Raw genomic sequence first — 25,221 nt, forward strand, 5'->3', positions numbered from 1 at the left:
AAGATGAGATATCCCGGTATAGCAACATCGAGAGGATTGGTGGAGGGAACGGCCTTCCTTTATGCGCCCTATGTGCCAAATGTGGTCCAGGTTCCAAAGGGAGAGCCGCAAGATGAGATGGAGCGATATCAGGCGGCCCACCGTGCGGCTCGTACAGAGCTGGAACAGCTCTGTACGAGCATGACTGCCCGAGATCCGGAGCGGGCAAAGATATTCGAAGCTCACATGGGCATTCTGGATGACATCGTGATGACGGAGGAGATTGAAATGCTGATCCGCTCTGAGGACTGTGGAGCCTCCTGGGCGGTGGACCAAGTGTATTCCCAGTATGCTGAGGTCCTGCGCATGTCACCCAACTCCATCATTTCCGAACGGGCTGCGGACATGGCGGACGTGCGCCTGCGGTTGTTGCGCTGTCTGGAGGGCCGGACGGATAAAGGTCTGGCTGGACTGTTAGAACCCGTGGTACTGTTTGCCCATGATCTGCTTCCATCCGACACTGCCGCACTAGACCCCTCCCAGGTCCTGGCCATCGTTACAGAAGTAGGCGGTATCACCTCCCATAGTTCTATCATTGCTCGCAGTTATGGCATCCCTGCCCTAGCTGGTGTGACTGATATCTGCCAGATTGTGAAAGACGGTCAGCTGGTGCTGGTCGACACGCTGGAGGGAGCACTGATTGTCCAACCCTCTAAGAATGAGCTGTCCAACTTCCGGGCCAAACAGGTTGAGTTCCATGCCGCACGGGAACGGGAGGAAACCTACCGGAAGGTACAGCCGACCCTACTCAATGGTGAGCGGGTTCAGGTGATGGTCAATGTGGGTGCGGTTGATGACAGGGAATTGCAGTGTGCTGCCTTTGTAGATGGTGTTGGCTTGTTCCGAACGGAGTTTCTCTACATGGACCGACAGGAGATTCCAGACGAGGAGGAACAATATCGTTATTATCGCCGAGTCTTTGAGGTGTTCGCCCCCGCACCAGTGACTGTACGTACTCTGGACATCGGTGGCGACAAAGAGGCTCCCTGCCTGGATCTGCCAAAGGAATTGAATCCGTTCTTAGGCAACCGGGCTGTGCGGCTGTGCTTTGACCACCCGGATATGTTCCTGACCCAACTTCGGGCCATCCTGCGGGCCTCGGCCCACGGAAGGTTGAAGTTGATGTTCCCCATGGTAGGAGGCATTGAGGACATCCGCCAGGCGAAGGCTCTGCTTGAACGGGCCAAGGAGCAGCTCCAGTCCAGGGGAGAGCAGTGGGACCAGAAGATGTCGGTAGGTGTGATGATTGAGATACCCTCGCTGGCTCTTCTGGCTGACCAAGTCGCAAAAGAGGTAGACTTTGCCAGCATCGGAACCAATGATCTGACCCAGTATACGCTGGCGGTGGACCGCGTGAACCCCGTGGTCAGTCAGTATTACCGCCCTTTCCATCCAGCGCTGATGCGGCTGCTGAGATTTGCAATCCAGGCCTTCAACGATGCCGGGAAGCAGATTTCCGTATGCGGTGAAATGGGCAGTGACCCACTGGCAGTGACTGCCTTGCTGGGCATGGGGCTCAGGACCCTGTCTGTGGGTGCGTCCTCCGTGGCGATGGTGAAGGAGCTGGTGTGCAACCTAGACCTGTGGCAGGCGGAGCAGTGTGCACGGGATATCTGTGTCTTGACCACAGAGGCAGAAGTAAAAGAACGACTAGAGAGATTGAAAAGCAAGCCTTGAAAGGAGAAAGTATCATGTATGAAAAGGAAACTACCATCCGGAATGAAACCGGGTTACACGCCCGCCCTGCTTCGGAATTTGTTAAGTGTGCCTTACAATATGCTTCCCGCCTGACCATCCAGCGGACAGTAGGCGAGCCGCCCAAGATGAACAACGCCAAGTCCATGGTCACACTTCTGACACAGGGACTTGCCTGTGGCGAGCGTGTACAGATTTGCGGTGATGGTCCGGATGAACAGGAGGCTGTGGATACCCTGGTAGCCCTCATTGATAGCGGATTTGGTGAATAACTCCTCTCGTCCAAAGATAAAAAACTTGAATCCCACTGTCTGAACAATAGGAACTCCCAAGTATAGCCGGGGGGTCCTAGTCTAACTGGTTTATATTATAGTTTGGAGGGAGGATTCTGCTGTGTATAAATCTGAGAGTACGATAGGGTAGTTGACAGACCGCATGGCGTCCTGTGCAGTGCGCACCCTGCTGCGTGAGGTCTCTTTTTTATGGTGGTAATACCTGATTACTAGCTGAAATTGTAATGCGTACCACACATAGATATTTGTAAACTGACACAGTATAACAGAAAAAATCATAGCAGGGAAAGCGAAACTGCTAGACACATCTTTGGAGCCTCCAGCAAAAATTATGACCGACTTTCAATCTGCGAAAAGGGCCAGACGCAGACCTGGGACTGGATATATCAAGTAGTAAATCTACGAATACCGCTGGTGCGGACAGTGTACGATGAGGTGGTCGGATAGCACCACACAAATCCGTACTGTCTTCAGCAAGATTGAAAAAGAATGTTAAGAAAAGTTGACGAAGCTGATTGCAGAGAGGATGCAGATGTTTGGGCGGTTTACAGATAGCATCAGCGGCTTCCGAAGCCATAAATACCCCCTGCTTGGGATGTCCAATACAATAAAAAGGAGCTTTTTCCACTCTATTGACATCAATTTTTTCCTGTGCTATGATAGGCGCGATATGAAAGAAACGGAGGCGGGAAAATGCGCGATCTCTCTTGCTGAATATGGTATGACAACTTTGGGCCACCTCTGTGGCCCTGGTCTGTCGTACCCGGCGTAAGAGGGATTCGTACCTGCTTTCGGTCAAACAGGAGGAATGACATCGGAATTTCCGGCTGTCTTTCTGTCGTTGTCTGCCGCGAGAGGAATACCCTCTTGCGGCTTTTACTTTTGATACGACAGGAGGAATGTCTTATGTCACAGATCATGATACAAGACCTTGGATTTACCTACGAGGGCGACTACACGCCGGTATTTGAAGGGTTGGACCTGCAGCTAGACACCAACTGGAGACTGGGGCTGGTAGGCCGCAACGGCAGGGGCAAGACCACGCTGCTTCGCCTGTTAGAGGGAGAATTGGAGGGCGTGGGCCAGATCATTCTCCCTGGACGATGCCGCCGCTATCCAAAACCGGTGCTCCACATGGACCTTCCTACCCGGCAGGTCTTGTTAGATGGGATGGAGGATGTGGACGAGTGGCGGTTAATCAGGGAGTTTTCACGCCTTGGACTGGGGGAAGATCTACTGGACCGGCCGTTTCACAGTCTAAGCGGGGGAGAACAGACACGAGCCGCTCTGGCCGCCATTTTCCTTGACGAGGACAGCTATCCCATGCTGGACGAGCCCACCAACCATTTAGATGTCCAGGGAAGGGAACTGGTAGCCGCTTATCTGAAAAATACGCGCCGGGGTTTTTTGCTGGTTTCCCACGACCGAGCTTTCCTGGATCACTGTATCGACCATGTGCTGGCGCTGAACCAGACAGGCCCGGAACTGATGCGTGGAGATTTTTCTACCTGGTTTCAGGAAAAAGAGGCCCGGGACAGGGGAGAGCAGGAGCGAAATGAGAAGCTGAAAGGGGATATCCGGCGACTGGAACAGGCAGCCCGCCGGGCATCCGATTGGTCGGAGCGGACGGAACAGAGCAAATTTAACAGTAAGAATTCAGGACTGCGGGTAGACCGTGGATTTATCGGCCATAAATCAGCTAAAATGATGAAGCGGGCCAAAACCCTTGAGGCCAGGCAGCGGAGCGCCATCCAGGAAAAGTCTGCCCTGCTCCGGGATGTAGAGTGTGCGGACAGCTTGAAGCTAACACCGCTGGACTATCACAGTGAGCGAATCCTGGAGCTGCGCAATTTTGCGGTTTGTTATGAGGAAAGTCCTGCTTGCAAGGGAGTTAGCTTTACACTAAAACGTGGGGATCGGATATGTTTGGATGGGGGAAACGGAAGCGGAAAGACGAGTCTGCTCAGGGCTGTCCTGGGGGAGAATCTGTCCCATATTGGAACACTCTGGCGGGCGTCTGGATTGAAGATATCCTATGTCTCCCAAAAAACGGACCATCTGAAGGGCAGCCCCTTAGAATGGGCGGAAAGACAGGGGATAGATCTGACGAGGTTTTTCACTGTCTTACGAAAACTGGATTTCTCCCGTGCTCTGTTTGAACGGGATATGTCCGGATACAGCGAGGGTCAAAAGAAAAAGGTGCTATTGGCGGTCAGCCTGTGTCAAAGCGCCCACCTCTATATCTGGGACGAGCCGCTGAACTATATCGACCTGTTTTCCCGCATTCAAATCGAGGACCTGCTTCTGGACTTTCAGCCTACCTTGCTTTTTGTAGAGCACGACCAGATGTTCCGGCAGAAGATCGCCACCAACACAGTCAGGCTCAGGAGTGATTGTTGAATAGACAGTAAAAATAGAGTAAAGCAGGAGGACGGGCGACTGCTAACGGATATCCTGCGACCTGAGTATTCTATCGGTCAATACAATCGTCTTGATACTCCGAATTGTATTATTTGAATATATTTTTGACAGTATAATAAAATTGTTTGTAAAAAATAATATATTTTTTGAATTGACAGACGGAATGACCAGTGCTACCATAAAAATAACCAATATACATTTTGAGGAAAGGAGCCACGCTTTTATGAAGCAGTTTGCAGCTTACTTCTTTAGCTACTTTTACTTTTTTGGCTTTCGTGCAAAAAAGGTAAAAGTGTTTTTTGCTGCAAACAGACGGCTCCCCTCCGCAATTTAGGCGGAGTGTTGGAACATTGAATGACCTGCGGTGAACAAACGCTTCACCGCAGGTCATTTTTTATGACCCGGTGGAGAGCGCAGAGGAAAGGAAGGAAGCGCATCATGGTTATCATCATTAAGCAGAACGCAAAGGAAGAGCGAATCCGGGATCTGATTCAGTGGATCGAGGCCCAGGACCTCCGAACCCATGTTTCTACCGGGGACTACTCGACAATTATCGGTGTGATTGGAGATACCAGCAAGCTAGACGAGGGCTTGGTCAGTGGGCTGGATATTGTAGAGGGAGTCAAGCGTGTGTCGGAACCCTTCAAAAGCGCCAACCGGAAATTCCATCCCCTGGACTCCATTATCCAAGTAGGCCAGGAGCACGTCAAGGTGGGGCACGGCAACTTTGTTATGATCGCCGGCCCCTGCTCGGTGGAGAGCAAGGAGCAAATCATTTCCGTGGCTAAAAGCGTCAAGGCCGCTGGGGCCACCATGCTCCGGGGTGGAGCCTTCAAACCCCGGACCTCTCCCTATGATTTCCAGGGATTGAAGGCGGATGGCATCGAATTGCTGTTGGAAGCGAAGAGGGAGACTGGATTGCCTATTGTCACCGAGATCATGAACGCCAACCACCTGCCTTTGTTCGAGGACGTGGACGTGATTCAGGTTGGTGCTCGGAATATGCAGAATTTCGAGCTACTCAAGGAACTGGGAAAGACCCAGAAGCCGATCCTCATCAAACGCGGTCTGGCCAATACCATCAAGGAGCTACTGATGAGCGCAGAATATATTATGGCTAGCGGCAACGAAAACATCATTCTTTGTGAGCGGGGGATTCGGACCTTCGAAACAGCGACCCGGAACACACTGGATCTGTCCGCCGTGACCGTGCTCCATGAGCTGACCCACCTGCCTGTCATCGTGGATCCCAGCCACGCAACTGGTGTGGCCCGCTATGTCAAACCCATGGCTATGGCGGCGGCGGCCTGCGGGGCGGATGGCCTGATCATCGAGGTCCACAATGACCCTCCACGCGCTCTATGCGACGGGGCCCAGTCCCTTCGTCCAGAGCAGTTTGAGGATGTGGTCAAGGCCGTCTATGCCATTCGGACGGCGGCCCAGGAGGTCTGACTATGAAAACATTGGCCGTCAATACCTCCCGGCCCTATGAGATCAAGATTGGGCGGGGATCTCTGGACCAGGCTGGTGTACTGTGCCGTCAGGCGATCCCCAACGCCCGGAAGCTGACAATCGTCACCGACAGCAGAGTTCTGCCCCTGTATTTGGCGCGGACGGCAGACAGCCTGGAGCAGATTGGCTTTCAGATTCAATGCCTTACCGTCCCTGCTGGGGAGGCGTCAAAAAGCGCGGAGCAGCTTGTTATCCTTTGGGAAAAGATGATGGCCTTTGGTATGACCCGCACGGATGCTGTGGTAGCTCTTGGGGGCGGCGTAGTGGGGGACTTGGCGGGCTTTGCGGCAGCCACCCTGTTACGCGGGGTAGATTATGTCCAGATCCCTACCACCCTGCTGTCCCAGGTCGATTCCTCCGTAGGCGGAAAAGTGGCCATTGATCTGCGGGCTGGCAAGAATCTAGCAGGAGCCTTCTGGCAGCCCAGCCTGGTAATCATCGATCCCGGTTGCCTGGATACCCTGCCTGACAGGACCTTCTCCGACGGCATGGCCGAGGTCATCAAATACGGCTGTATCTTGGACCGGAAGTTGTTTGAACTCCTGAATCGGTGCGGGAGCCGGGTGAGAGTGATGGAGCGCATTGTAGATGTAGTCTATACCTGCTGCGACTTGAAGCGCCGGGTGGTTGTAGAGGACGAGCGGGACACCGGCTTGCGCCAGCTACTGAACTTTGGACACACTGTCGGCCATGCCTTTGAGCTGGCCGGACATTATGAAACCTGGACTCACGGGCAGGGAGTGGCCGCTGGCATGAACTGGGCCGCCCAACTTGGCGTAGAGCTGGGCGTCACGCCACCGGAAACGGTGGAGTGCATTCAGGAGCTTCTGAAAAAATTTGACTTACCCTTGGACATTCCCTGCCCCTGGGAGACTATGACAGAGGCGGTAGGACTAGATAAGAAGAACGCCGGGGACCACATATCCCTCATCGTCCTGGAAAAGCTGGGGCAGGCGGTACACCGAAAGATGGCTCGGGATGAGCTGCTGGGACTGCTGAAGTGTATGTACGGGAGATGAGCTTATGGATGTGACCATTGTTCCAAACAAACTACAGGGCAGGGTAACGCCGCCACCCAGTAAGAGTCAGACACACCGGGTCATTCTGGCCGCTGCCCTGGCCAGGGGCAGGAGCAGGCTGGAGAATGTGGCCATTTCCCAGGATATCCTCGCTACCCTGAGTTGTATCGGTGCCCTGGGGGCACATTGGGAGCGGAAGGGGGAGCGGACCTTAGAGGTGACCGGTATGGGGGGGATCTTCCAGCCGGGAAAGGAGTTGCCACACTTTGACTGTGGAGAGTCGGGCTCTACCTTGCGCTTTCTCATCCCGATTGCCTTGGCGGTAGCAGGAGGCGGGATATTTACCGGCCGGGGCCGGCTGATGGAGCGGCCCCAGGAGCCTTACATCCACCTGTTCCGTGAAAAGGGGATCTCCTGGAACAGGGAGGGGGATACATTGACAGTCCTTGGACAACTGAAGGCAGGGGACTACGAGCTACCCGGAAATGTGTCCAGCCAATTTTTTACAGGTCTTCTCTATGCTCTACCTCTGGTGTCAGGGATATCACGCATTGTACCTACTACCCACATAGAGGGCCGGGATTACCTCGCCATGACTTTGGATACCCTGGCAGGCGCAGGGGTAACAGTGACCGAGCTTCACAATACTATAAAGTATTTTCACATCACAGGAAAGACTGCTTACAAGGCGATGGATTATACTGTGGAATCCGATTGGTCCCAGGCAGCCTTTTGGTACGCCGCCAATTTTCTGGGTGGACAGATTACGATTCAGGGGTTGAACCCCACCTCCGCCCAGGGAGACAAGGCTGTGGCCTCCTTCTACTGGAAACTGGCGCGGCCAGGTGATGTGGATCTGGACGTGTCCCAGTACCCTGATCTTGTGCCCCCTCTGGCCGCAATGGCCGCGGTACGGAAAGGGACCTGCCGCTTTAATAACGCTGGGCGGCTTAGAATGAAGGAGAGTGACCGCCTCAATTCAGTAACGGCAGCTCTGATTGCTTTAGGAGCGGATATTAGGGAAGGGGAGGACAGCCTTACCATCCGGGGCCGGGACAGCCTGATGGGAGGCGAAATGGTTGACAGCCAAAACGATCACCGCATTGCAATGATGGCCGCTGTGTCCGCCCAGACTTGCCAGAAGCCAGTAACTATCTTAGGTGCGGAGTGCGTAAACAAGTCCTATCCCAATTTCTGGGAGCATTTTCAAGTGTTAGGAGGGAATATACATGGCCTCGTACTTCGGTAAGCATATCCATATCTCTATCTTTGGGCAGTCCCATTCCCAGGTGATCGGCGTGACAGTGGATGGACTGCCAGCCGGCGAGAGCGTGGATCTGGAGGGACTCCAACGCTTTCTCCATCGTCGCGCCCCTGGATGGGACACTACCGCTACCGCTCGAAAGGAGGGAGATATCCCTCGTATTCTGTGTGGTTTGCTGGAGGGAGAGACCTGTGGAGCGCCTCTGACCGCTATCATCGAGAACACCAATATTCGGTCCCAGGATTACAATGACCTATGCGATAAGCCGCGCCCCGCACATGCAGACTTTACTGCCCAGATCAAATATGGTGGCCATCAGGATGTGCGGGGCGGCGGACACTTTTCTGGGCGGCTCACAGCCCCCCTTTGTATCGCCGGCGGCATCTGCGCCCAGCTCCTGTCCCGACGCGGGATTGCCATTGGGGCCCATATTCGTTTTATCGCACAGATAGAAGATAAGCCATTTGACCCACTGGGAGAACAGACAGAAGTGCTGCGGCGGGTTCAGGCGGCCTCATTCCCAGTCCTAGATCCCAATGTGGAGGAGCCGATGCGTGCGGTCATCCTCCAGGCGCAGAGGGAAGGGGACTCGGTAGGGGGTGTTGTAGAGTGCATGGTCACCGGGCTGCCGGCCGGGGTAGGCTCTCCCATGTTTCAGGGCCTGGAGAGCCAACTGGCCGCGGCCCTGTTCGCCATCCCGGCTGTAAAGGGCGTGGAGTTTGGCACCGGCTTTCAGTCCGCCAACCTGCGGGGATCAGAGAACAACGACCCATTTATTTTGGAGGATGGGGCTATCCGGACTGAAACAAATCATGCCGGTGGAATACTGGGTGGGATATCAAATGGGATGCCTATCCTGTTCCGAGTTGCCTTTAAACCTACCCCCTCTATCGCCCAGTCTCAGCGTACGGTCCGCCTTTCTACCCACACAGAGGAGGAGCTTCACATCACCGGCCGCCATGACCCTTGTATCGTACCCCGGGCGGTGCCAGTGGTAGAGGCTGTCGCTGCCGCCGTCGTACTGGACGCCCTGCTGGATCAAAATACCGACCATATCTAGGATAAAAATTTAGGAGGAGATTTCCCATGGAGCACAATCTGAATGACTTAAGGGAGCGAATTGACCACATTGACAGCCAACTGGTAGACCTGCTGAAACAGCGGATGGCTGTCTCCAGAGATGTAGCTCTATACAAAAGGAAAAACGGACTGCCCACCTTAGATGCCGGCAGAGAACGGGTGCTGCTGGCCAAGGTAGGGGCGGAGGCTGGTGAGGAGCTGGCCGATTACACAGAGTCTGTATTTCGTGCCATCCTGGCCGTGGGCCGCTCCTATCAGAACCAGTGTGGCGGGGTGAAGTCCCAGATCTATGAAACCATCCGGACGGCCTTGGCTGAGACCCCGGCGCTCTTTCCCCAGCGGGCCACCGTGGCCTGCCAGGGGATAGAGGGCGCCTACTCCCAGATGGCCTGCGACAGCATCTTTAAATCTCCTACGATTCTCTATTTTGATACCTTCGATCATGTATTCAAAGCGGTGGAGAGCGGCATGTGCCAATATGGAATACTGCCCATCGAAAACAGTACCGCCGGTTCCGTCAACGCGATATATGATCTGATGATCCAGCACAACTTTTCCATTGTCCGCTCTGTCCGCCTGAAGGTCAGCCACAATCTGCTGGCCAAGCACGGGACGAAGCTGGGTGACATTCGAGAGGTGTTCTCCCATGAGCAGGCGATCAGCCAGTGCGCGGACTATCTGGCTGGAATGAAGAACATCAAAGTGACCATGGTAGAAAATACTGCGGTGGCCGCCCGTATGGTGGCACAATCTGACCGTACCGATGTTGCCGCTATCTCCTCTCGCTTCTGTGGCGAGGAGTATGGTCTCAATCTGGTTCAGACCAATGTTCAGGACCAGGATAACAACTATACCCGGTTCATTTGTATCTCAAAAATCCCTGAAATATATCCCGGAGCGGACCGTACCTCGCTGATGATGACCCTGCCCCATAGACCAGGCTCGCTCTACCATGTACTGTCCAAATTTTATGCTCTGGGGATCAACCTTCGCAAGCTGGAGAGCCGCCCGCTTCCGGACCGGGAATTTGAGTTCATGTTCTACTTCGATCTGGAGTGCTCTGTATACGCCCCGGAGATGGAACGTCTGTTCCAAGATCTGGATGAGGAGAGCGAGTACTTCCGCTACCTTGGGACCTATAACGAGGTCATCTGCTGATGGTCCCGCGTCATCTGGAATTTGGACTACTGGGGGAGCATCTTGCTCACAGCTTCTCCCCAGCAATCCATCGGCAGTTGGGGGGCTATGATTACCAACTAGTGGAGCTGTCTCCAGAACAGGTGGGGCCCTTCCTGCGTCAAGGGCAGTTTCGCGGACTCAATGTGACGATTCCCTACAAAAAAACAGCGATGAGATTCTGTGACCAGCTTTCCCCTGCGGCCCAGCGGATCGGCAGTGTCAATACCATTATCAAGAGACCTGATGGGACCCTGTATGGGGATAATACCGATTATGACGGTTTCTTGTATCTGCTTCGTTCAGCCGGGGCCCAGATAAGAGGAAAAAAAGCGCTTATACTTGGAAGTGGAGGAGCCTCGCTCACTGTCCATGCGGTCCTTTCGGATTTAGGCGTTGGGCAGGCCGTAGGGATATCCCGCAAAGGACCGGACAATTACGAAAATCTGGAGCGGCACCAGGATGCGGAACTGATTGTGAACGCTACGCCAGTGGGGATGTATCCCAATGTAGGGGCTTCTCCTGTGGACTTGGCGCAATTTCCACATTGCGGCCAGGTCTTTGACCTCATTTACAACCCAAGCCGGACCCGGTTCCTGTTGGATGGTGCTAGACGAGGAATGCTCTGGGCCAATGGCTTAGGAATGCTGGTAGCCCAGGCCAAAACGGCAGCGGAGCGGTTTTTAGGCCAAACGATTCAGGACAGCAGGGTGGTGGAAATCACCGCCTGTATTGAACGTCAGGCTCTCAATCTTCTTCTGATTGGGATGCCGGGCTGCGGAAAGACTACGATAGGGCAGGTGCTGGCCCGCCGTCTGGGGCGGCCCCTGGAAGATATTGACCAGCATATCGTTGCCAACAGTGGTTGTTCTATTCCGGAGATATTTTCCTGGGAAGGGGAGGAGAGCTTCCGAAGCAGGGAGCATCAGGCCCTCTGTCAGCTGGCCAAGCAGTCAGGTAAAGTCATTGCCTGCGGCGGCGGAATCGTCACCAAACGTGAGAACTGGGACCCTATCCGCCAAAATTCCACAGTTATTTATCTCCGCCGGGACTTGGAACTGCTCCCCACGGATGGACGTCCGGTATCCCAGTTCCATTCTCTGGAGGAGCTCTACCGGCAGCGCGCACCTCTATATAGTCAGTTGGCTGACCTTACGGTTGACAACCAAGGTACAGTAGAGGAAACAGTGGACGAGATCATCAGGAGGCTGGAGCTATGAATCTACTTGTAATCAATGGTCCAAACTTGAATCTGTTAGGTATCCGGGAGCCGAACATTTACGGCGACCAGAGTTTTTCCGCCTTGGAACGATTTATCCAGGCGGCAGCCCAGGAGAGTGGGGCATCTGTGGAGTTGTTCCAATCCAATCATGAGGGAGCGATTGTGGATAAAATTCAATCTGCCTATGGCAGAATGGACGGTATCGTAATCAACCCAGCCGCCTATACCCATACCAGCGTAGCTATTTTGGACGCCCTAAAGGCGGTGGCGCTGCCGGCGGTAGAGGTCCATCTCTCCGATGTGAACAGCCGGGAACCATTTCGGCAAATCTCCTATGCGGGCATGGCTTGCGAGGAGTCCTTTATCGGACTGGGCTTCGAGGGCTACCGGTGCGCCATCCAGTATCTCTGCCAAAAATACGGCCACTGATAACCTGGAAACAAGAGTTTACAGAGTGGAAAGCACGGCAACAGTCTAAATAATACAAACACGTATGATAAAGGAGGGGACATCTGAAATGCTGTTCCCTCCTGGTTTACTTATTTAGCAATCATTATTTTTCTATAAATCCTTCAAGGAATAAATACACATTAACGGTCAATTCATCGAATGACTAAATCCAGCTAACATACTAAGTATAATACTTATAAATAAAACAAAAAATAATGCTTGACTTTCTTCCTTTTTTGTGATTATATTTAAGCTAGATTATCCAAAAGGGAAGGAATAAGGGTTCGGACCATCTTAAGCAGTCGCCTCTTGGTCCAACAATGACCGTCTATTTTGTTGACCTCCTCGGTCCTTTATTTTTTTAAGATAAGAGGTCAACAAAATAAAAATTTTGTTGACCTAAAAGGAGGGGAATATGGATTATCGAACTGAAGCTCCCGCACTAATCAGAGATTTTCTTGTCTATCATGAAACTATCCAAGGACATTCCAGTCGCACAATAGATGAATATTTTCTGGATCTGCGTAGTTTCTTTCGCTATATTAAACAGAAAAAAGATCTTATATCTAAGGATGTTCCGTTTGACAGTATCATGATTGATGATGTCGACCTATCTCTGGTCCACAGCATCACATTAAGCGATGTCTATGATTTTATGAGTTTTCTCTCCCAAGATCGCTCACTTACAGCTACGTCAAGGGCTCGAAAAGTCGCTACAATCCGCTCCTTTTATAAATACTTGACTAATAAGGCCAAGCTGTTAAGAGAAAATCCTGTGCAAGATTTGGACTCACCTAGGCTACGCAAATCACTCCCAAGATATCTGAATCTTGATGAAAGCATAGAACTTCTGGATTCAGTGGCTGGAAAAAACTCTAGTCGTGATTATTGTATTCTTACTTTGTTCCTAAACTGTGGATTGCGTATTTCTGAGTTGGTAGGCTTAAATGTAACAGATGTTCGAGGCGATCAACTGCGTGTTTTGGGAAAAGGAAATAAAGAGCGGATGCTCTATTTGAATGAAGCTTGTCAACAGGCGCTTCAGGATTGGATAACTGAGCGAAGCATGTTGACGTTAGTCGATCAAAAGGCGTTATTTGTCACGTTGCAAAATAGGCGTCGGATATCCAGAGCGGCAGTCCATAAACTGGTCAAAAAGCATCTATTAGCTGCAGGGCTGGACAGTAGCCAGTATTCAGCGCATAAACTGCGCCATACAGCGGCTACCCTTATGCTTCAAAACGGTGTAGATGTACGTACCCTCCAGGAAGTTTTGGGGCACGATAATCTCAATACTACCCAGATTTATACCCATGTAGATAGTGATGATCTTCGTACCGCAGCCAGGGCCAATCCCCTTGGCCGAGTATCTCGAACAAAGACGAAAAATCAAAAGAAAGAGGTTTGATACATGTACGCTGCCTGCTTTATTCTGACCATGCTCCCCCCTATCCTTATTCTGTGTGTGGGAATCATATGGAAAGTATCCCCGCCCAAAATGGACAGCAAGGGGTTGGCCTACCGTACAGCGTTGTCTACACGCAGTGAAGAAACTTGGAGCTTTGCACATCGCCATTGCTCAAAGCTCTGGATTCGTCTTGGCATCGTACTTGGGTTGGTGACCGCTCTGATGATGTGGTTTTTTCGGGACCAGTATCTCAATTTTATTTTGTGGCTTCTGGCCGGTCAGATGGTATTTTTTTGTTTGTCCGCCTTTCTAGTAGATTTGCTGTTAAAAAATGGATTTGATGAACATGGAAACAAACTAATATAAAAAAGACCTCCAAGTTTTTTCTTGGAGGCCTTTTTATTATTTAATGTGATACAGTCGGGCGTTTGGCTTCCAAAATACCTGGGATGATGGAACACAGAGAGCCAACGACAATCAAAAGGATACCAAGCAGCATATTTCCCGGGATATCTTCCCTATGGAGCCACCAAGCCAGTATCGGTGACAGAGCGGGCTTAAAAAAGTATACTAGGGAAACTACACTAGCTGGCTGATATTCCATAGCCAAAAAGTAGGAGCAGAACCCGATACCTGCTACACCGGCAGAAACATAGAGCACATAGGGGAGATTTTCTATGGTATAACCGGCCAGGATAGGAATGTTGGCGAAATTTGGCAGACCAGCCGAGGTGATCGCCGCCGCCACAGCCGGAATGTGAGATAGGACGATAAAAAGAAGTACGATGAGGCTTCCAAATAGGAAACTAAAGCAGGTCACGACCACACCGCCATACTCAGCACACTTCCGCTTTCCCATAACCCCGTACAGAGAAAACAACAGGGTAGATAGCAACGCCAACGATACCCCCAACATATTCAGGTTGCTGTGGAATGGATTGATGATCGCCAGAGTCCCGATGATTTCAAAAATAAGGGCTGCCACATGACGTTTTTTAATGGGCTCATGGAGCAGAAAGAAGGCCAGGAAGGTCACGAATACCGGATTACAACTGAAGAGGACCGCAGTGACCGAGGAACTGGTATACTCGACAGCTAGATGGAGAATTGTCATGCTCAGAGATATCCCAGTGAACCCTAAAAGGGCAAAATAAGCCAGAGTTTTCGTATCAAGCCTCTTTTTCCTCTTTCGAAGTGTATGCAGGGCCAAAGGTAATAGGAAGAGAAAGCCAATAACAAAACGAGCAAAGGTCAACTGGACAGGGTTCAGTTCTCCAGCAATAAATTTCAATACCACCTCAAAGGAGCTGAACATGACTACCGCAATAGCAATATACAGATATCCTGTTTTCACAAATAACGCCTCCCCTCTCGATAGAATAATTATACCATATGCTAAAGAAAATGGAACTGCACAATAGTAAAAAACTAATAATGAAAGAAGGGCCCCCAAATAGTATTGAGGGCCTTTAAATCATCAAAGTATTATTTCAGAAGTGCTGAAAAATCATCCTCTGTCAAGATCTGGATTCCTAGCTCCTGTGCTTTGCGCAGTTTTGATCCGGCGGACTCCCCTGCTACTACATAGGTGGTCTTTTTAGATACAGAACTGGCGGCCTTTCCACCTCTTGCCTCGATCAATTCAGTGGCCTCATCCCGGGTAAAGCGTTCCAGTGCCCCTGTCAAAACAAAAATCATACCAGCGAAGCGCTGGTCATCTCCCCGATCAGTTGCCGTCATATTGACGCCTGCCTCCCGCAGACGAGAGATCAAATGCCGGCTTTGAGGGCTGGACATCCACTCCAACAAGCTGTGTGCTGTAATCTCTCCAATATCATCAATGGCGGTGAGCTCCTCTAACGTAGCCGTTTCCAAAGCATCTAGGGTCTTGAAGTGGGCAGCCAATACTTTTCCGGCCTTCTGGCCCACCTGACGGATACCGAAGGCGTAGATCAGTCGGGACAGGTCCTGGGATTTAGAGTTCTCAATCGCTGAAATAAGATTTTGAGCTGATTTTTTACCCATCCGGTCCAGCTTTGCGATATCTTCCTCACAAAGAAAGTAGAGATCACCTGGGGTCTTGACTAGGCCGGCCCCAACAAGGTTCTCCACCACTGCGATACCCATACCATCGATATCCATGGCATCCCGGCTGGCAAAATGGGCTAGATTGCGAAGCAGCTGCGCTGGACATTCGGATCCAGTACAACGGATATGGGCCCCGTCCTCATCTCGTTCCACCGGAGCCCCGCACACCGGACAGACAGATGGCAAAAAGTAGGGGCGTGTTCCTTCCGGACGCTGCTCCATAACGACAGACAGAACCTCTGGTATGATCTCCCCTGCTTTCCGAACCAGAACTGTGTCGCCAATGCGAATATCCTTTTCCGAAATAAAATCCTGATTATGCAGAGTCGCGCTGGTCACCGTAGTACCGGCGAGCCGGACCGGCTCCAGTACTGCTTTGGGTGTCAGTACCCCAGTTCGCCCTACCTGGACTAAAATATCCGTCACTTTGGAGGGCTTGACTTCAGGCGGGTACTTATAGGCAGCGGCCCAGCGGGGAAATTTTGCGGTGGAACCTAGGCGTTCTCTATCTGACAGGCTATTTACCTTTACGACCGCTCCGTCAATATCGAACTGGAAGGAATCACGGTTCTCTCCGATCTCTGCGATATGGTCCATCACCTGTTCCATCTGTTGACAGCTGTAATGCGGAATCACCTTGAAGTTATTGCGTTTCAAGAATTCCAGTGTCTCCAGATGTGTGGACAGAGCGGCCCCCTCAATCCACTGGATGTTAAATACTAGTATGTCAAGCCTCCGAGATGCGGCAATTTTGGGGTCTAACTGGCGGAGCGAGCCAGCGGCGGCATTTCTTGGATTGGCAAAAAGAGGCTCTCCCCTGCGCTCACGTTCCTCATTGAGCGCATGAAAAACCTGTTTAGGCATGAATACCTCACCGCGGACAATCAGGTGAGCCGGCATATCCGGCAGACGCATAGGGATAGAGCGGATCGTCCTCAAATTTTCTGTGACATCCTCCCCTACCCGGCCATCTCCCCGCGTTGCCCCACGGACAAAGAGACCATTTTCATATTCCAGCGCGACAGAAAGTCCATCCACCTTAGGCTCCACTACATAATGGGCATCCGGGACCACCCCTCGGACCCGGATGTCAAAAGCCTTCAGTTCTTCAAAATCAAAGACATCCTGGAGCGACTCCAGGGGGACCCGGTGCTCTACTTGAGAAAACGCCTCCAGTGCCTTCCCACCCACCCTCTGGGTGGGGGAGTCAGGAGTTATTGCCTCTGGGTGGGCTGCCTCCAGCTCCTCAAGACGGCGCAATTTGTGGTCATATTCATAGTCAGACATGGTTGGCGCATCATACACATAATACTCCAAACCGGCCTGTATCAGCTCATGGCGTAGTACCTCGAGCTCCTTCAATTCATCCATATCCAGGTAACTCCTTTGTGGTGCACTGAAATTTAATGGTCAGCTGTGGCAGCAGGGCATTTATCAGCCAGAAGATCCAGAATCCCACCAGAGTGCCCGCAGTATTGAGGATTACATCATCCACATCGCTACTGCGCCCAATGAAAAACTGGACAAATTCAATAAAAACAGAGGTGCAAAGACCAACCAGAGCGGATTTCCACCACCGCCAGCCCCGCCACAGCAGAGCAGGGAAAAAACCAATAGGGCAGAAGATACCGATATTCGCGACCATTAAAAACATGACCCATGGCCCGCGAAAGGCCCGAATGATCTCTTGAAAGGGGGTAAGCTGTAAAGTATCCCACTGGATCTGCCAATCGACAGGCGGAAATAGAGGCTCCATTCCATGCAGGACCCAGTACCATCGATTCAAGCTCCAGAAATTAGCAGGAAAAAGAGTTACAGAGGCCAATCCAGCGCAAAACATGACAAAAAGGAGCAGAACAGCCTCTCTCCCGCTGCTGCTTGACAGCCCAAGACTGGCCAGTCTTCTTTTGCGGGACGGCAGGAACAGAAGAAATCCGAATACTCCGATTAGCATACAGGGAAGCATCTGCAGACCGTAATCCAAGATATTACCCCAATACCATTGTATTGTTTCCCAAAGACTCATCTGTAAAACTCCGTTTAATGGCCTGATATCCCATCCAAGCTGAGATAGGTGTTGGGTACCTGTCCTACGATCACTGTTTCCGCAACACAAAGCTCTGTATCCAGCGGCACTTCTATGGCACTCCCTGCCAGCAGGACTGTGGCGGGAATGGAGAGATGGAGCCAGATTCGGTGACGAGTCTGGTTGACTCCCGCTTCCGAAAATTCGCTCTCAAACTCCGCTTGGACAGTTCCTACGGACATAGCCCTGACATGAAGCGAGGGTCCAGCCGCCCAGAGTAGCTCAGAATCAAAGAGGCTCCCTATTGGGATCTGAATGGTTGAAACATCGATACCATCTAATTCTTCTAGGATTTGATTAACCAGATATGCCCTGAGCTGGTTCATAGATGCCATATCCGTGGAAAGTGAGGTAATCGCACCGCTTTCCTCACGCTGTATCGTAACTAGATTGCCATATCCCAGTTGGCGTTGTGCCAAATCTTCTACAACAGATCGCTCGATCAGGCCTGTTAATTGATTTTGAATCTGGGTAGTAGCCGCCGCCGCTATAACGGGCTTTATCCTGGACTCCAAGAAACTGATGATTGAGAAAGATAGGAGCAAAGCGACGCCAAGTGTGGCCAGCCAACGCGGGACGTGAACTGGAAATGAATAGGACCGTCCCACTCCCCTGCCGGCCGATCTATAAAATAGGCCGCCGTGTATTTTTCGGTATAATTCACGCCGTAAAGGACCCATGACCATATCCTCACCCCCATAGGGAGAAGATATGTAATTTCCGGCTTGGCCTATTCCCTGGGAACCGGCTGATCTGAGCCAAGGAGCTCTTGGACGGCCAGCAGGATCCCCAGTCTGCCCGACTCGAAGGTCAGGCCGCCCTGGAGATACACCGTATAGGGCGGACGCATGGGGGCATCAGCGGACAGTTCGATGGAGGCTCCCTGAATAAAGGCGCCAGCAGCCATAATGACTTGGCTGTCATAACCGGGCATATCCCAGGGTTCCGGGGTCACATAGGAGTCCACAGGCGCGCCGAACTGGATGCCCTTACAAAATTTTTTGAGGGCTTCCGGTTCCCGCATATGAATCATTTGGATGATATCGTGACGGACGGCACTGGAGTGTGGCTCTGTTTCATAGCCCAGCAGTTCCATTACTTTTGCGCCAAAAACAGCCGTTTTAACAGCCTGAGCCACGGTGTGAGGGGCCAAAAACAGTCCCTGGTAAAGCAGACGGTTCTGGCCCAGAGTACAGCCGCACTCCCCACCGATTCCTGGAACTGTAAGCCGTTGGGCCGCCCCCTCTACCAGATCGCGGCGGCCAGCGATATAGCCTCCAGTGGGTGCCAGTCCGCCGCCGGGATTTTTAATCAGGGAGCCTACTACTAGGTCGGCCCCTACATGGGTCGGCTCCAGAGTTTCTACAAATTCACCATAGCAGTTGTCCACCAAAATGGCGGCATTGGGATTCACCCTTTTGATGATAGCACATATCTCTCCAATCTCCGCCACAGAAAGGGAGGCTCGAGTAGAATACCCTTTTGATCGCTGGATCAGCACCGCTTTTACCTTGGGATCGGCCGCCGTCCGGGCAATCCCCTCCAAGTCTGGGGCGTCGTCTACCAGCTCCACCTGACGATATTCCACGCCGTAGTCCTTTAGAGATCCATGACCCTTTTCCGCTGTACCTATGACACCTAAAAGGGTATCATAGGGGGCCCCGACAGCGGAAACCAGCACATCGCCAGACTTCAGAGCGCCAAAAAGAGCGGAGGCGATGGCATGGGTACCGTTGACGAACTGTATCCGGACAAGAGCGGCCTCTGTGCCAAAAAGATCGGCATAGATCTCATCCAGCTTGTCCCGGCCAAGGTCATCATAGCCGTAGCCGGTGGTGCCGGCAAAATAGCTATCCGCCACCCGGTGGTCTTGAAAGGCAGCCAGCACCCGCTGGGTATTTTCCTGGGCTATGGTATCGATGCGGGAAAATTCATCAACCAGCTCCCTCTGGGCCTGATCACCCAGGGCACGCACTTTATCGCTTAACTGTAAAGGCATTTTATTTGTCAGTCCAATCTTTTTGTCTCTTGTTATACATTCAACGCAGTCTGGGCGAAGGCTTCCACCAGTTTTATGCAGGCTTCCGCATCTCCAAGGTCGGCCATCTCAACAGGGGTATGGATATACCGACAGGGCACAGAGATCCCTCCGGTTTTTACCCCCAGGCGGGTGGTATGAATGGCGCCAGTGTCAGTACCGCCGCCGCGCATAATATCCCTTTGGACAGAGATCCCCTGTACCTGCGCGAGTCCCTCCAGCTTCGCTACCACTTCTGGGTGGCAGATGATAGAGGAGTCCATTACCTTGACAGCCGCTCCCTGGCCCAACTGAACTGTGCCTGACCGCTCTGATCCAGGGGTGTCATCTACATCAGTGACATCTACGGCAATGGCCCAGTCCGGATCAACAGCCCAGGCGGCGGTCTTAGCGCCCCGCAGCCCCACCTCTTCCTGGGAGGTAAAGACGAAGTACAGGTCGTTAGCGCTGGTCTGGATACGCTCCAGCACAGCTAGCAGGACCGCGCAGGAGATGCGGTTATCCAAATAGGGAGAGATTACGCGGCTGTCCTGGAGAAAGCAGGGGGAGTCATACACTGCCGTATCTCCCACCTGGACCAGTTTTTTCGCCTGCTCCTCGTCCCTGGCTCCGATATCAATATAACATTCATCTAGCTTCAGCTTGCCAAAATCGGCTTTTTCCTCTGGTACGACCACGCCCCGGACACCGTTTTTGAAACGAATGGGGGTATAGACAGCCTCCTTGGGGCTGATCCCCCCCAGCTTCCCCATTCGGAGGAATCCCTCCTTCTCAATGTGAGTTACGATAAACCCGATGGAGTCCATATGGGCGGCAAACATTACCTTCGAGCCGGGCCCCTTCCGGTGAACGATGAGATTTCCCATGGTGTCCCAAGTCATCTCATCAGCCAAGGGAGAGACCAATTTGGAGAGGATGTCCCGGATATCGGCCTCATCCCCAGAGGGGCCGTGGGCAGAGCTTAACGTCTGTATCAATTCAAACAGTTCCATATGAATTACCTATTGTCCTCCCATCAAAGCTGTGCCGCCTGATCGGCCAGAAACAGTCGGGTCAGCTTCCACATATTTTCAAAGTCGGCCAAACTGCCGACCGTGGCCGGCGCATGAAGGTAGCGTACCGCGGCGGACAGAGCGGCTACCCGGACACCGGATCTGGATTGCTGAATGGTGCGGGCGTCGTTGCCTCCGGCAATATATTCCTTGGTCTGCCAGGGAATCCCGTGCTCCTCCGCCAAGCGGCGCAGATTCTCAAAAAGGTCCCGGTCATAGATGGTAGCGCCGTCCATATAGGAGATTACAGGCCCCTTGCCTGGGGCACATACTCGGCGCGCTCCCTCTACCCCAGGCAGATCGGCAGCGGTCGTGGTTTCCAGCACCAGCGCCACCTCCGGCGACACCGAGAAGGCACTCCCAAAGGCTCCACGGGTGCCTACTTCCTCCTGAGCAGTGAAGGCAAAGGTCACATCCAGGGGCAGATCCTCCTTCAACAGCTCCAGCATAATCGCACAGCCAATCCGGTCATCAATGGCCTTGGCCTTCAAGAAGCCCTGTCCAAACTCCTGGGGGGGGCCAACAAAGGAGCCGTAGGTGCCAGGCGGGACCAGCTTCTCTGCCTCTTCCCTATCCTTCGCTCCGATATCAATATAGAGGGCGTCGGTCTTTGGGACCTTCTCCTCCTCCTCCCTGCTCACCAGGTGGATGGCCTTTAGTCCAATCAGTCCAGGAATCTCATTTTCGCCCAGGACCACCGGCTTACCAATGGCCACACGGCGGTCGACACCACCAACAAAATCAAATTTTAGAAAGCCTTCCTCCGTAATCCTTGTAACAATCACGCCCACCTCATCCATGTGGGCGGCGAGAAGGAGCTTATTTTCGGTAGACTTCTTTCCACGCTTAAAAACGATCAGATTTCCTAGCGCGTCGCTGCGCAGGGAGTCGGCATATGGCTGTGCCTGTGTCTGGATAAAGTTTCGGACCGGGTCCTCTGCCCCAGAAACGCCGTTGAGTCGGCACAGTTCCTTCAGTAGCTCAAGCATAGCTGGGGACCTCCCTCCCAATGCCCCGAATAAAGGCGGCCAGAAGCTCGGCCGTCGCTTCTAGATCCCGGCAGTTGACAGTTTCCACTGGGGTATGCATATACCGCAGTGGTAGGGATAGGACGGCGGTAGCCACACCTTCCCGGCTCACCTGAAGGGGCCATCCGTTGGTACCGCTGTGACCAGCCATGACTTCCAGCTGGAAGTCCATATCCAGCTCCCGCGCCTTGTCCCGCAGCCTCTGGGACATCCAGCGGGCACAGTTTGGGCCAAGCCCAATGACAGGGCCCCCTCCCAGCCGGAACGTCTTATCTTTAGAGGCATCCGGGCTGTCTCCGTGTGTCACGTCCACTGCCACACACAGATCAGGGATGATGCCATAAGCGGCGGTAATAGCGCCGGTACTATGCGTTTCCTCCTGGGTGGAGCCTACTACATATACGTCCACATCCAGATCTTCTCCCGCCAGACGCTGGACAGTGTCCAGCAAAATGGCAAAACAGGCCCGGTCATCCAGTGATTTTCCGCATATCAGATCCTCCCCCAGTGGCACACAGCTGGTGTGATATACGGCCGGCGTGCCAACGGGGACCAGTTTTTTGGCATTTTCCTTACTCTGTCCGATGTCGATAAACAGTTCCTGAATGGGCTGGGACTTGTCCATGTCCTCTCTACTCTGCACATGGGGCGGCAGGCAGGCTACCACACCCAGCATGGGAGGATTGGTGAGAATGGTCACTTCCCGGTCTGGAAGCATCCGAGGATCTACACCGCCCAAGGATGCAAAACGGAGGAAACCGTCCTCATGTCCGGTAATGATAAAACCGATCTCATCTAAGTGGGCATCCAGTACAAGTCTAGGTGCATTTTCTTTTCCACACCGCCGGACGCCTACTACACTGCCCATTTTTTGGATCTGTACTGCGTCCATCCAGGGGGCCAGAAGCTGGGCGGCAGCCTCCGCTACCGCCCGCTCAAAGCCGCTAGGGCCCGCTAGGGCACACAGCTGCGGCAAAATGATTCTATAATCCAAGCCTATTCCTCCGCATCAGAGCGCGTTGACAAGCTCTTTAAATATTCGTCCGCGCTCCATAAAATTTTTAAATCGGTCAAACGCGGCACAGGCGGGAGATAGAACCACCACATCACCCGCGACTGCGGCCCCCTGAGCAGCGGCCACAGCGGCGGACAAATCCTCGGTTTCAATCAGTTTTAGCCCGCTGTCCCTGTAGCCCTCCGCTTCTTCCACGGCCTTTCGTATGGCAGGGGCGGTATCACCCGTCAAAATCAACGTTTTTACCTTCTTTATAATCTCCACGCCTAGCTGCGTAAAGGGGACTCCCTTATCATATCCTCCCGCGATTAAAATGAGCTTTTGATTGAAGGAATCCAGGCAGGCCATAGTGCGGGTAGGGCTGGTACCGATAGAATCATTGTAATACTTTACGCCATCCAATTCACGGACCAATTCAATACGATGTTCGACACCGGTGAACCGCTGTGCAACGGCCCGAACCTTTTTGTCTGGCACTAAGCCATCCACAGCCGCAATGGCCGCCATATAATTTTCGATATTGTGGACACCAGGAATTTGGATGTCAGCCAGGGGGAGCACCTCACGGCTGCCGATTTCATTGGTCAGCCAGATAGCGCCATCCCGGAGATAGACTCCCTCTTCCAAACTCTGCTTTCTGCTGAACAGCATGACGGCGGCCGGGGCCTGTTTGGACAGGGCACGTGTAATATCGTTATCGTAGTTGAATATTGCACGGTCACCCGGCTCCTGGTACCGGAAAATATTAATCTTAGCGGCGGTATATTCCTCCATGGTGTGATGATAGTCCAGATGGTTGGGGGAAAGATTGGTAAAGACCGCCACATTGGGGCTCTGCCCCATAGACATCAGTTGAAAAGAGGACAGCTCCACCACGACCATATCCTCCGGGGTCATACCGGCGACATCCGGGAGAAGTGGTTTGCCGATATTACCCCCCACATAGACATTATACCCAGCTTCTTTTAGAAACTCACTGATCAGCGTTGTGGTCGTGGTCTTTCCGTCGCTGCCAGTGACACCGATGATCTTACAGGGACACATCTGAAAAAAGAGCTCCATTTCAGAGGTAACGATGCTCCCCCTCTCGGCCGCCTCCCGCAGTTCAGGGGTGTTGGGACTGAGGCCGGGCGTTCGGAAAATAAGGTCGAACCGCGCCAACCGGTCCAGATAACCAGGTCCCAGATGAAGTTTAGCCCCCAGGCTCTCCAATTCCGCGGCCTGCTCCTCCACCCGTTCCCGGGGCGCCTTATCACAGACCGTGACCTTCAGACCAGCCCGAAGGAACATTCGAATCAGAGGGGTATTGCTGACTCCCATACCAATGACAGCGATGGAATAGCCATGGAGGGACTCAAGATATTCAGTAATGGTGGACACTGAAACGTCCTCCTTCCAAGTTTTTCTTTCCCAGCACTTTATATTAACATACCGGGCAAAAAAATTCAATCGAAACTGTGAGCGGCTCCATATGCTTGGAAGTTTCCAGTCCAGGAAACCATTTGACATACACTCCGTTTTCCTGTATGATAGACCAGTCAAGCAGGCTGGACAGCCGCGCGGATGGGGCGAAAGGCCCATCTGTGAGGAAAGTCCGGGCTCCACAGGGCAAGGATAACGGGTAACACCCGCCGGGGGCGACCCTAGGAAAAGTGCAACAGAGATATACCGCCTCGTTCTCCTTGAACGGGGTAAGGGTGGAAAGGTGAGGTAAGAGCTCACCCGATGGCGTGGAAGCGCCCATCGCTGTAAACTCTATCCGGAGCAACGCCGTGGAGGGACAACAGGCTGGCCCGGCCGTTCCATGGAGGCGGCTTGAGTGCGTCGGCAACGACACATCGAGATAGATGGCTGTCTTAAAAGACAGAACCCGGCTTACAGGCCTGCTTGCGATACAGCGTTCCAGTCAGAGGGCAGGGACGCTGTATTTTTTATTTTATCCCAATTCGTCTTAGTATTCCTGGTCGGAACTGAGAATAATAGTATGAATACTATAAGAAATACTCAGAAACATGAAATAGCTGAAGGCAACTTTGGCTGTTATACGATTCTTTTTTACATTCAAGGATTATTTAATGATGAAATGTAACATCACAGAATTTTTTGCGTCCATATGGATGAACAGTATTTTATTGGACTTGAATGAACAGATAATACCCAGCCAATCTAAAAAAATGATTTGATTGATATTCTTACATAAAACCTATCAATGAATCAATGTACGTTCATTTTTGAATTAGACTTTGGGACCAAGAAATTAGGAGTTTATTTTATGGAAATTTCATCTTCTGTTACAAAGTATGATACCTATACTGGCACCAGTCAGTTCTGCATT

21 protein-coding genes and 1 other RNA gene are annotated in these 25,221 nt (G+C 52.3%); 13 read left to right on the forward strand and 9 right to left on the reverse strand.

Translation table 11 applies throughout. The features are described from left to right. The first annotated feature begins 3 nt into the window (after window positions 1-3). From ptsP to OCV64_RS13595, 12 genes are all read left to right on the forward strand, one after another. The gene (ptsP, locus tag OCV64_RS13540) at window positions 4-1,716 is read left to right on the forward strand and encodes a phosphoenolpyruvate--protein phosphotransferase (protein ID WP_262670321.1); all 1,713 of its coding nucleotides are present in this window, start codon (window positions 4-6) and stop codon (window positions 1,714-1,716) included. A 14-nt stretch (window positions 1,717-1,730) separates the two neighbouring features. After that, window positions 1,731-2,006, forward strand: coding sequence for an HPr family phosphocarrier protein (locus tag OCV64_RS13545; RefSeq protein ID WP_186852567.1), 276 nt, complete (start codon window positions 1,731-1,733; stop codon window positions 2,004-2,006). A gap of 927 nt (window positions 2,007-2,933) precedes the next feature. Continuing rightward, entirely contained in the window at window positions 2,934-4,427 is a 1,494-nt protein-coding gene (gene abc-f, locus OCV64_RS13550) for a ribosomal protection-like ABC-F family protein (RefSeq protein WP_262670322.1), read from the forward strand. A 459-nt stretch (window positions 4,428-4,886) separates the two neighbouring features. Further along, complete coding sequence (gene aroF / locus OCV64_RS13555) at window positions 4,887-5,900, forward strand: 3-deoxy-7-phosphoheptulonate synthase (protein WP_262670323.1); 1,014 nt, start codon at window positions 4,887-4,889, stop codon at window positions 5,898-5,900. A gap of 2 nt (window positions 5,901-5,902) precedes the next feature. Further along, the gene (gene aroB, locus OCV64_RS13560; RefSeq protein ID WP_262670324.1) at window positions 5,903-6,979 is read left to right on the forward strand and encodes a 3-dehydroquinate synthase; all 1,077 of its coding nucleotides are present in this window, start codon (window positions 5,903-5,905) and stop codon (window positions 6,977-6,979) included. Between the two features lie 4 nt (window positions 6,980-6,983). Further along, entirely contained in the window at window positions 6,984-8,228 is a 1,245-nt protein-coding gene (gene aroA, locus OCV64_RS13565; protein WP_147571772.1) for a 3-phosphoshikimate 1-carboxyvinyltransferase, read from the forward strand. Beyond that, the gene (gene aroC, locus OCV64_RS13570; protein WP_240287688.1) at window positions 8,209-9,303 is read left to right on the forward strand and encodes a chorismate synthase; all 1,095 of its coding nucleotides are present in this window, start codon (window positions 8,209-8,211) and stop codon (window positions 9,301-9,303) included. Before aroA ends, aroC begins: the two co-directional genes overlap by 20 nt. Before the next feature lie 26 nt (window positions 9,304-9,329). Further along, the gene (pheA, locus tag OCV64_RS13575; protein WP_262670325.1) at window positions 9,330-10,481 is read left to right on the forward strand and encodes a prephenate dehydratase; all 1,152 of its coding nucleotides are present in this window, start codon (window positions 9,330-9,332) and stop codon (window positions 10,479-10,481) included. Then, window positions 10,481-11,719, forward strand: coding sequence for a shikimate kinase (locus OCV64_RS13580; RefSeq protein ID WP_262670326.1), 1,239 nt, complete (start codon window positions 10,481-10,483; stop codon window positions 11,717-11,719). Before pheA ends, OCV64_RS13580 begins: the two co-directional genes overlap by 1 nt. Further along, window positions 11,716-12,150 carry a type II 3-dehydroquinate dehydratase gene (aroQ, locus tag OCV64_RS13585; protein WP_262670327.1) on the forward strand — a complete coding sequence of 145 codons (435 nt, stop codon included), beginning with the start codon at window positions 11,716-11,718 and terminating at the stop codon, window positions 12,148-12,150. The genes OCV64_RS13580 and aroQ overlap by 4 nt, the downstream gene beginning before the upstream one ends. Window positions 12,151-12,586: 436 nt before the next feature. Next, window positions 12,587-13,579, forward strand: a complete 993-nt coding sequence (locus tag OCV64_RS13590) for a tyrosine recombinase XerC (RefSeq protein ID WP_186852573.1) — start codon at window positions 12,587-12,589, stop codon at window positions 13,577-13,579. Between the two features lie 3 nt (window positions 13,580-13,582). Beyond that, on the forward strand, window positions 13,583-13,945 hold the full coding sequence (locus tag OCV64_RS13595) for an SdpI family protein (RefSeq protein ID WP_262670328.1): 363 nt from the start codon (window positions 13,583-13,585) through the stop codon (window positions 13,943-13,945). Window positions 13,946-13,985: 40 nt separating this feature from the next. On the opposite strand, the gene OCV64_RS13600 is transcribed toward OCV64_RS13595, so the two are convergent. From OCV64_RS13600 to murD, 9 genes are all read right to left on the reverse strand, one after another. Continuing rightward, window positions 13,986-14,933: a DMT family transporter gene (locus tag OCV64_RS13600; RefSeq protein WP_262670329.1), complete on the reverse strand. Its 948-nt coding sequence runs from the start codon at window positions 14,931-14,933 to the stop codon at window positions 13,986-13,988. A gap of 131 nt (window positions 14,934-15,064) precedes the next feature. Beyond that, window positions 15,065-17,038 carry an NAD-dependent DNA ligase LigA gene (gene ligA / locus OCV64_RS13605; protein ID WP_262670330.1) on the reverse strand — a complete coding sequence of 658 codons (1,974 nt, stop codon included), beginning with the start codon at window positions 17,036-17,038 and terminating at the stop codon, window positions 15,065-15,067. Continuing rightward, entirely contained in the window at window positions 17,031-17,453 is a 423-nt protein-coding gene (locus OCV64_RS16235; protein WP_394803845.1) for a VanZ family protein, read from the reverse strand. The genes ligA and OCV64_RS16235 overlap by 8 nt, the downstream gene beginning before the upstream one ends. Window positions 17,454-17,707: 254 nt before the next feature. Next, window positions 17,708-18,439, reverse strand: coding sequence for a sporulation protein YunB (gene yunB / locus OCV64_RS13615; RefSeq protein WP_262670331.1), 732 nt, complete (start codon window positions 18,437-18,439; stop codon window positions 17,708-17,710). Window positions 18,440-18,483: 44 nt separating this feature from the next. Next, window positions 18,484-19,752 carry a methionine gamma-lyase family protein gene (locus OCV64_RS13620; protein WP_262670332.1) on the reverse strand — a complete coding sequence of 423 codons (1,269 nt, stop codon included), beginning with the start codon at window positions 19,750-19,752 and terminating at the stop codon, window positions 18,484-18,486. A gap of 32 nt (window positions 19,753-19,784) precedes the next feature. Beyond that, window positions 19,785-20,783, reverse strand: coding sequence for a M42 family metallopeptidase (locus OCV64_RS13625; protein WP_262670333.1), 999 nt, complete (start codon window positions 20,781-20,783; stop codon window positions 19,785-19,787). Between the two features lie 23 nt (window positions 20,784-20,806). Continuing rightward, window positions 20,807-21,832 carry a M42 family metallopeptidase gene (locus tag OCV64_RS13630; protein WP_262670334.1) on the reverse strand — a complete coding sequence of 342 codons (1,026 nt, stop codon included), beginning with the start codon at window positions 21,830-21,832 and terminating at the stop codon, window positions 20,807-20,809. Next, window positions 21,825-22,865, reverse strand: a complete 1,041-nt coding sequence (locus tag OCV64_RS13635; protein ID WP_262670335.1) for a zinc-binding metallopeptidase family protein — start codon at window positions 22,863-22,865, stop codon at window positions 21,825-21,827. The genes OCV64_RS13630 and OCV64_RS13635 overlap by 8 nt, the downstream gene beginning before the upstream one ends. A 15-nt stretch (window positions 22,866-22,880) precedes the next feature. After that, a complete protein-coding gene (murD, locus tag OCV64_RS13640; RefSeq protein WP_262670336.1) occupies window positions 22,881-24,266 on the reverse strand; it encodes a UDP-N-acetylmuramoyl-L-alanine--D-glutamate ligase in 1,386 nt (461 codons plus the stop codon). Window positions 24,267-24,425: 159 nt separating this feature from the next. Between murD and rnpB the strand changes: the two genes are divergently transcribed. Next, an RNA gene (gene rnpB / locus OCV64_RS13645) (RNase P RNA component class A) lies at window positions 24,426-24,780 on the forward strand. Window positions 24,781-25,221 lie beyond the last annotated feature (441 nt).

The organism is Muriventricola aceti, assembly GCF_025567565.1.
In the GTDB taxonomy this organism is placed as follows: Bacteria; Bacillota; Clostridia; order Oscillospirales; family Oscillospiraceae; genus Lawsonibacter; species Lawsonibacter aceti.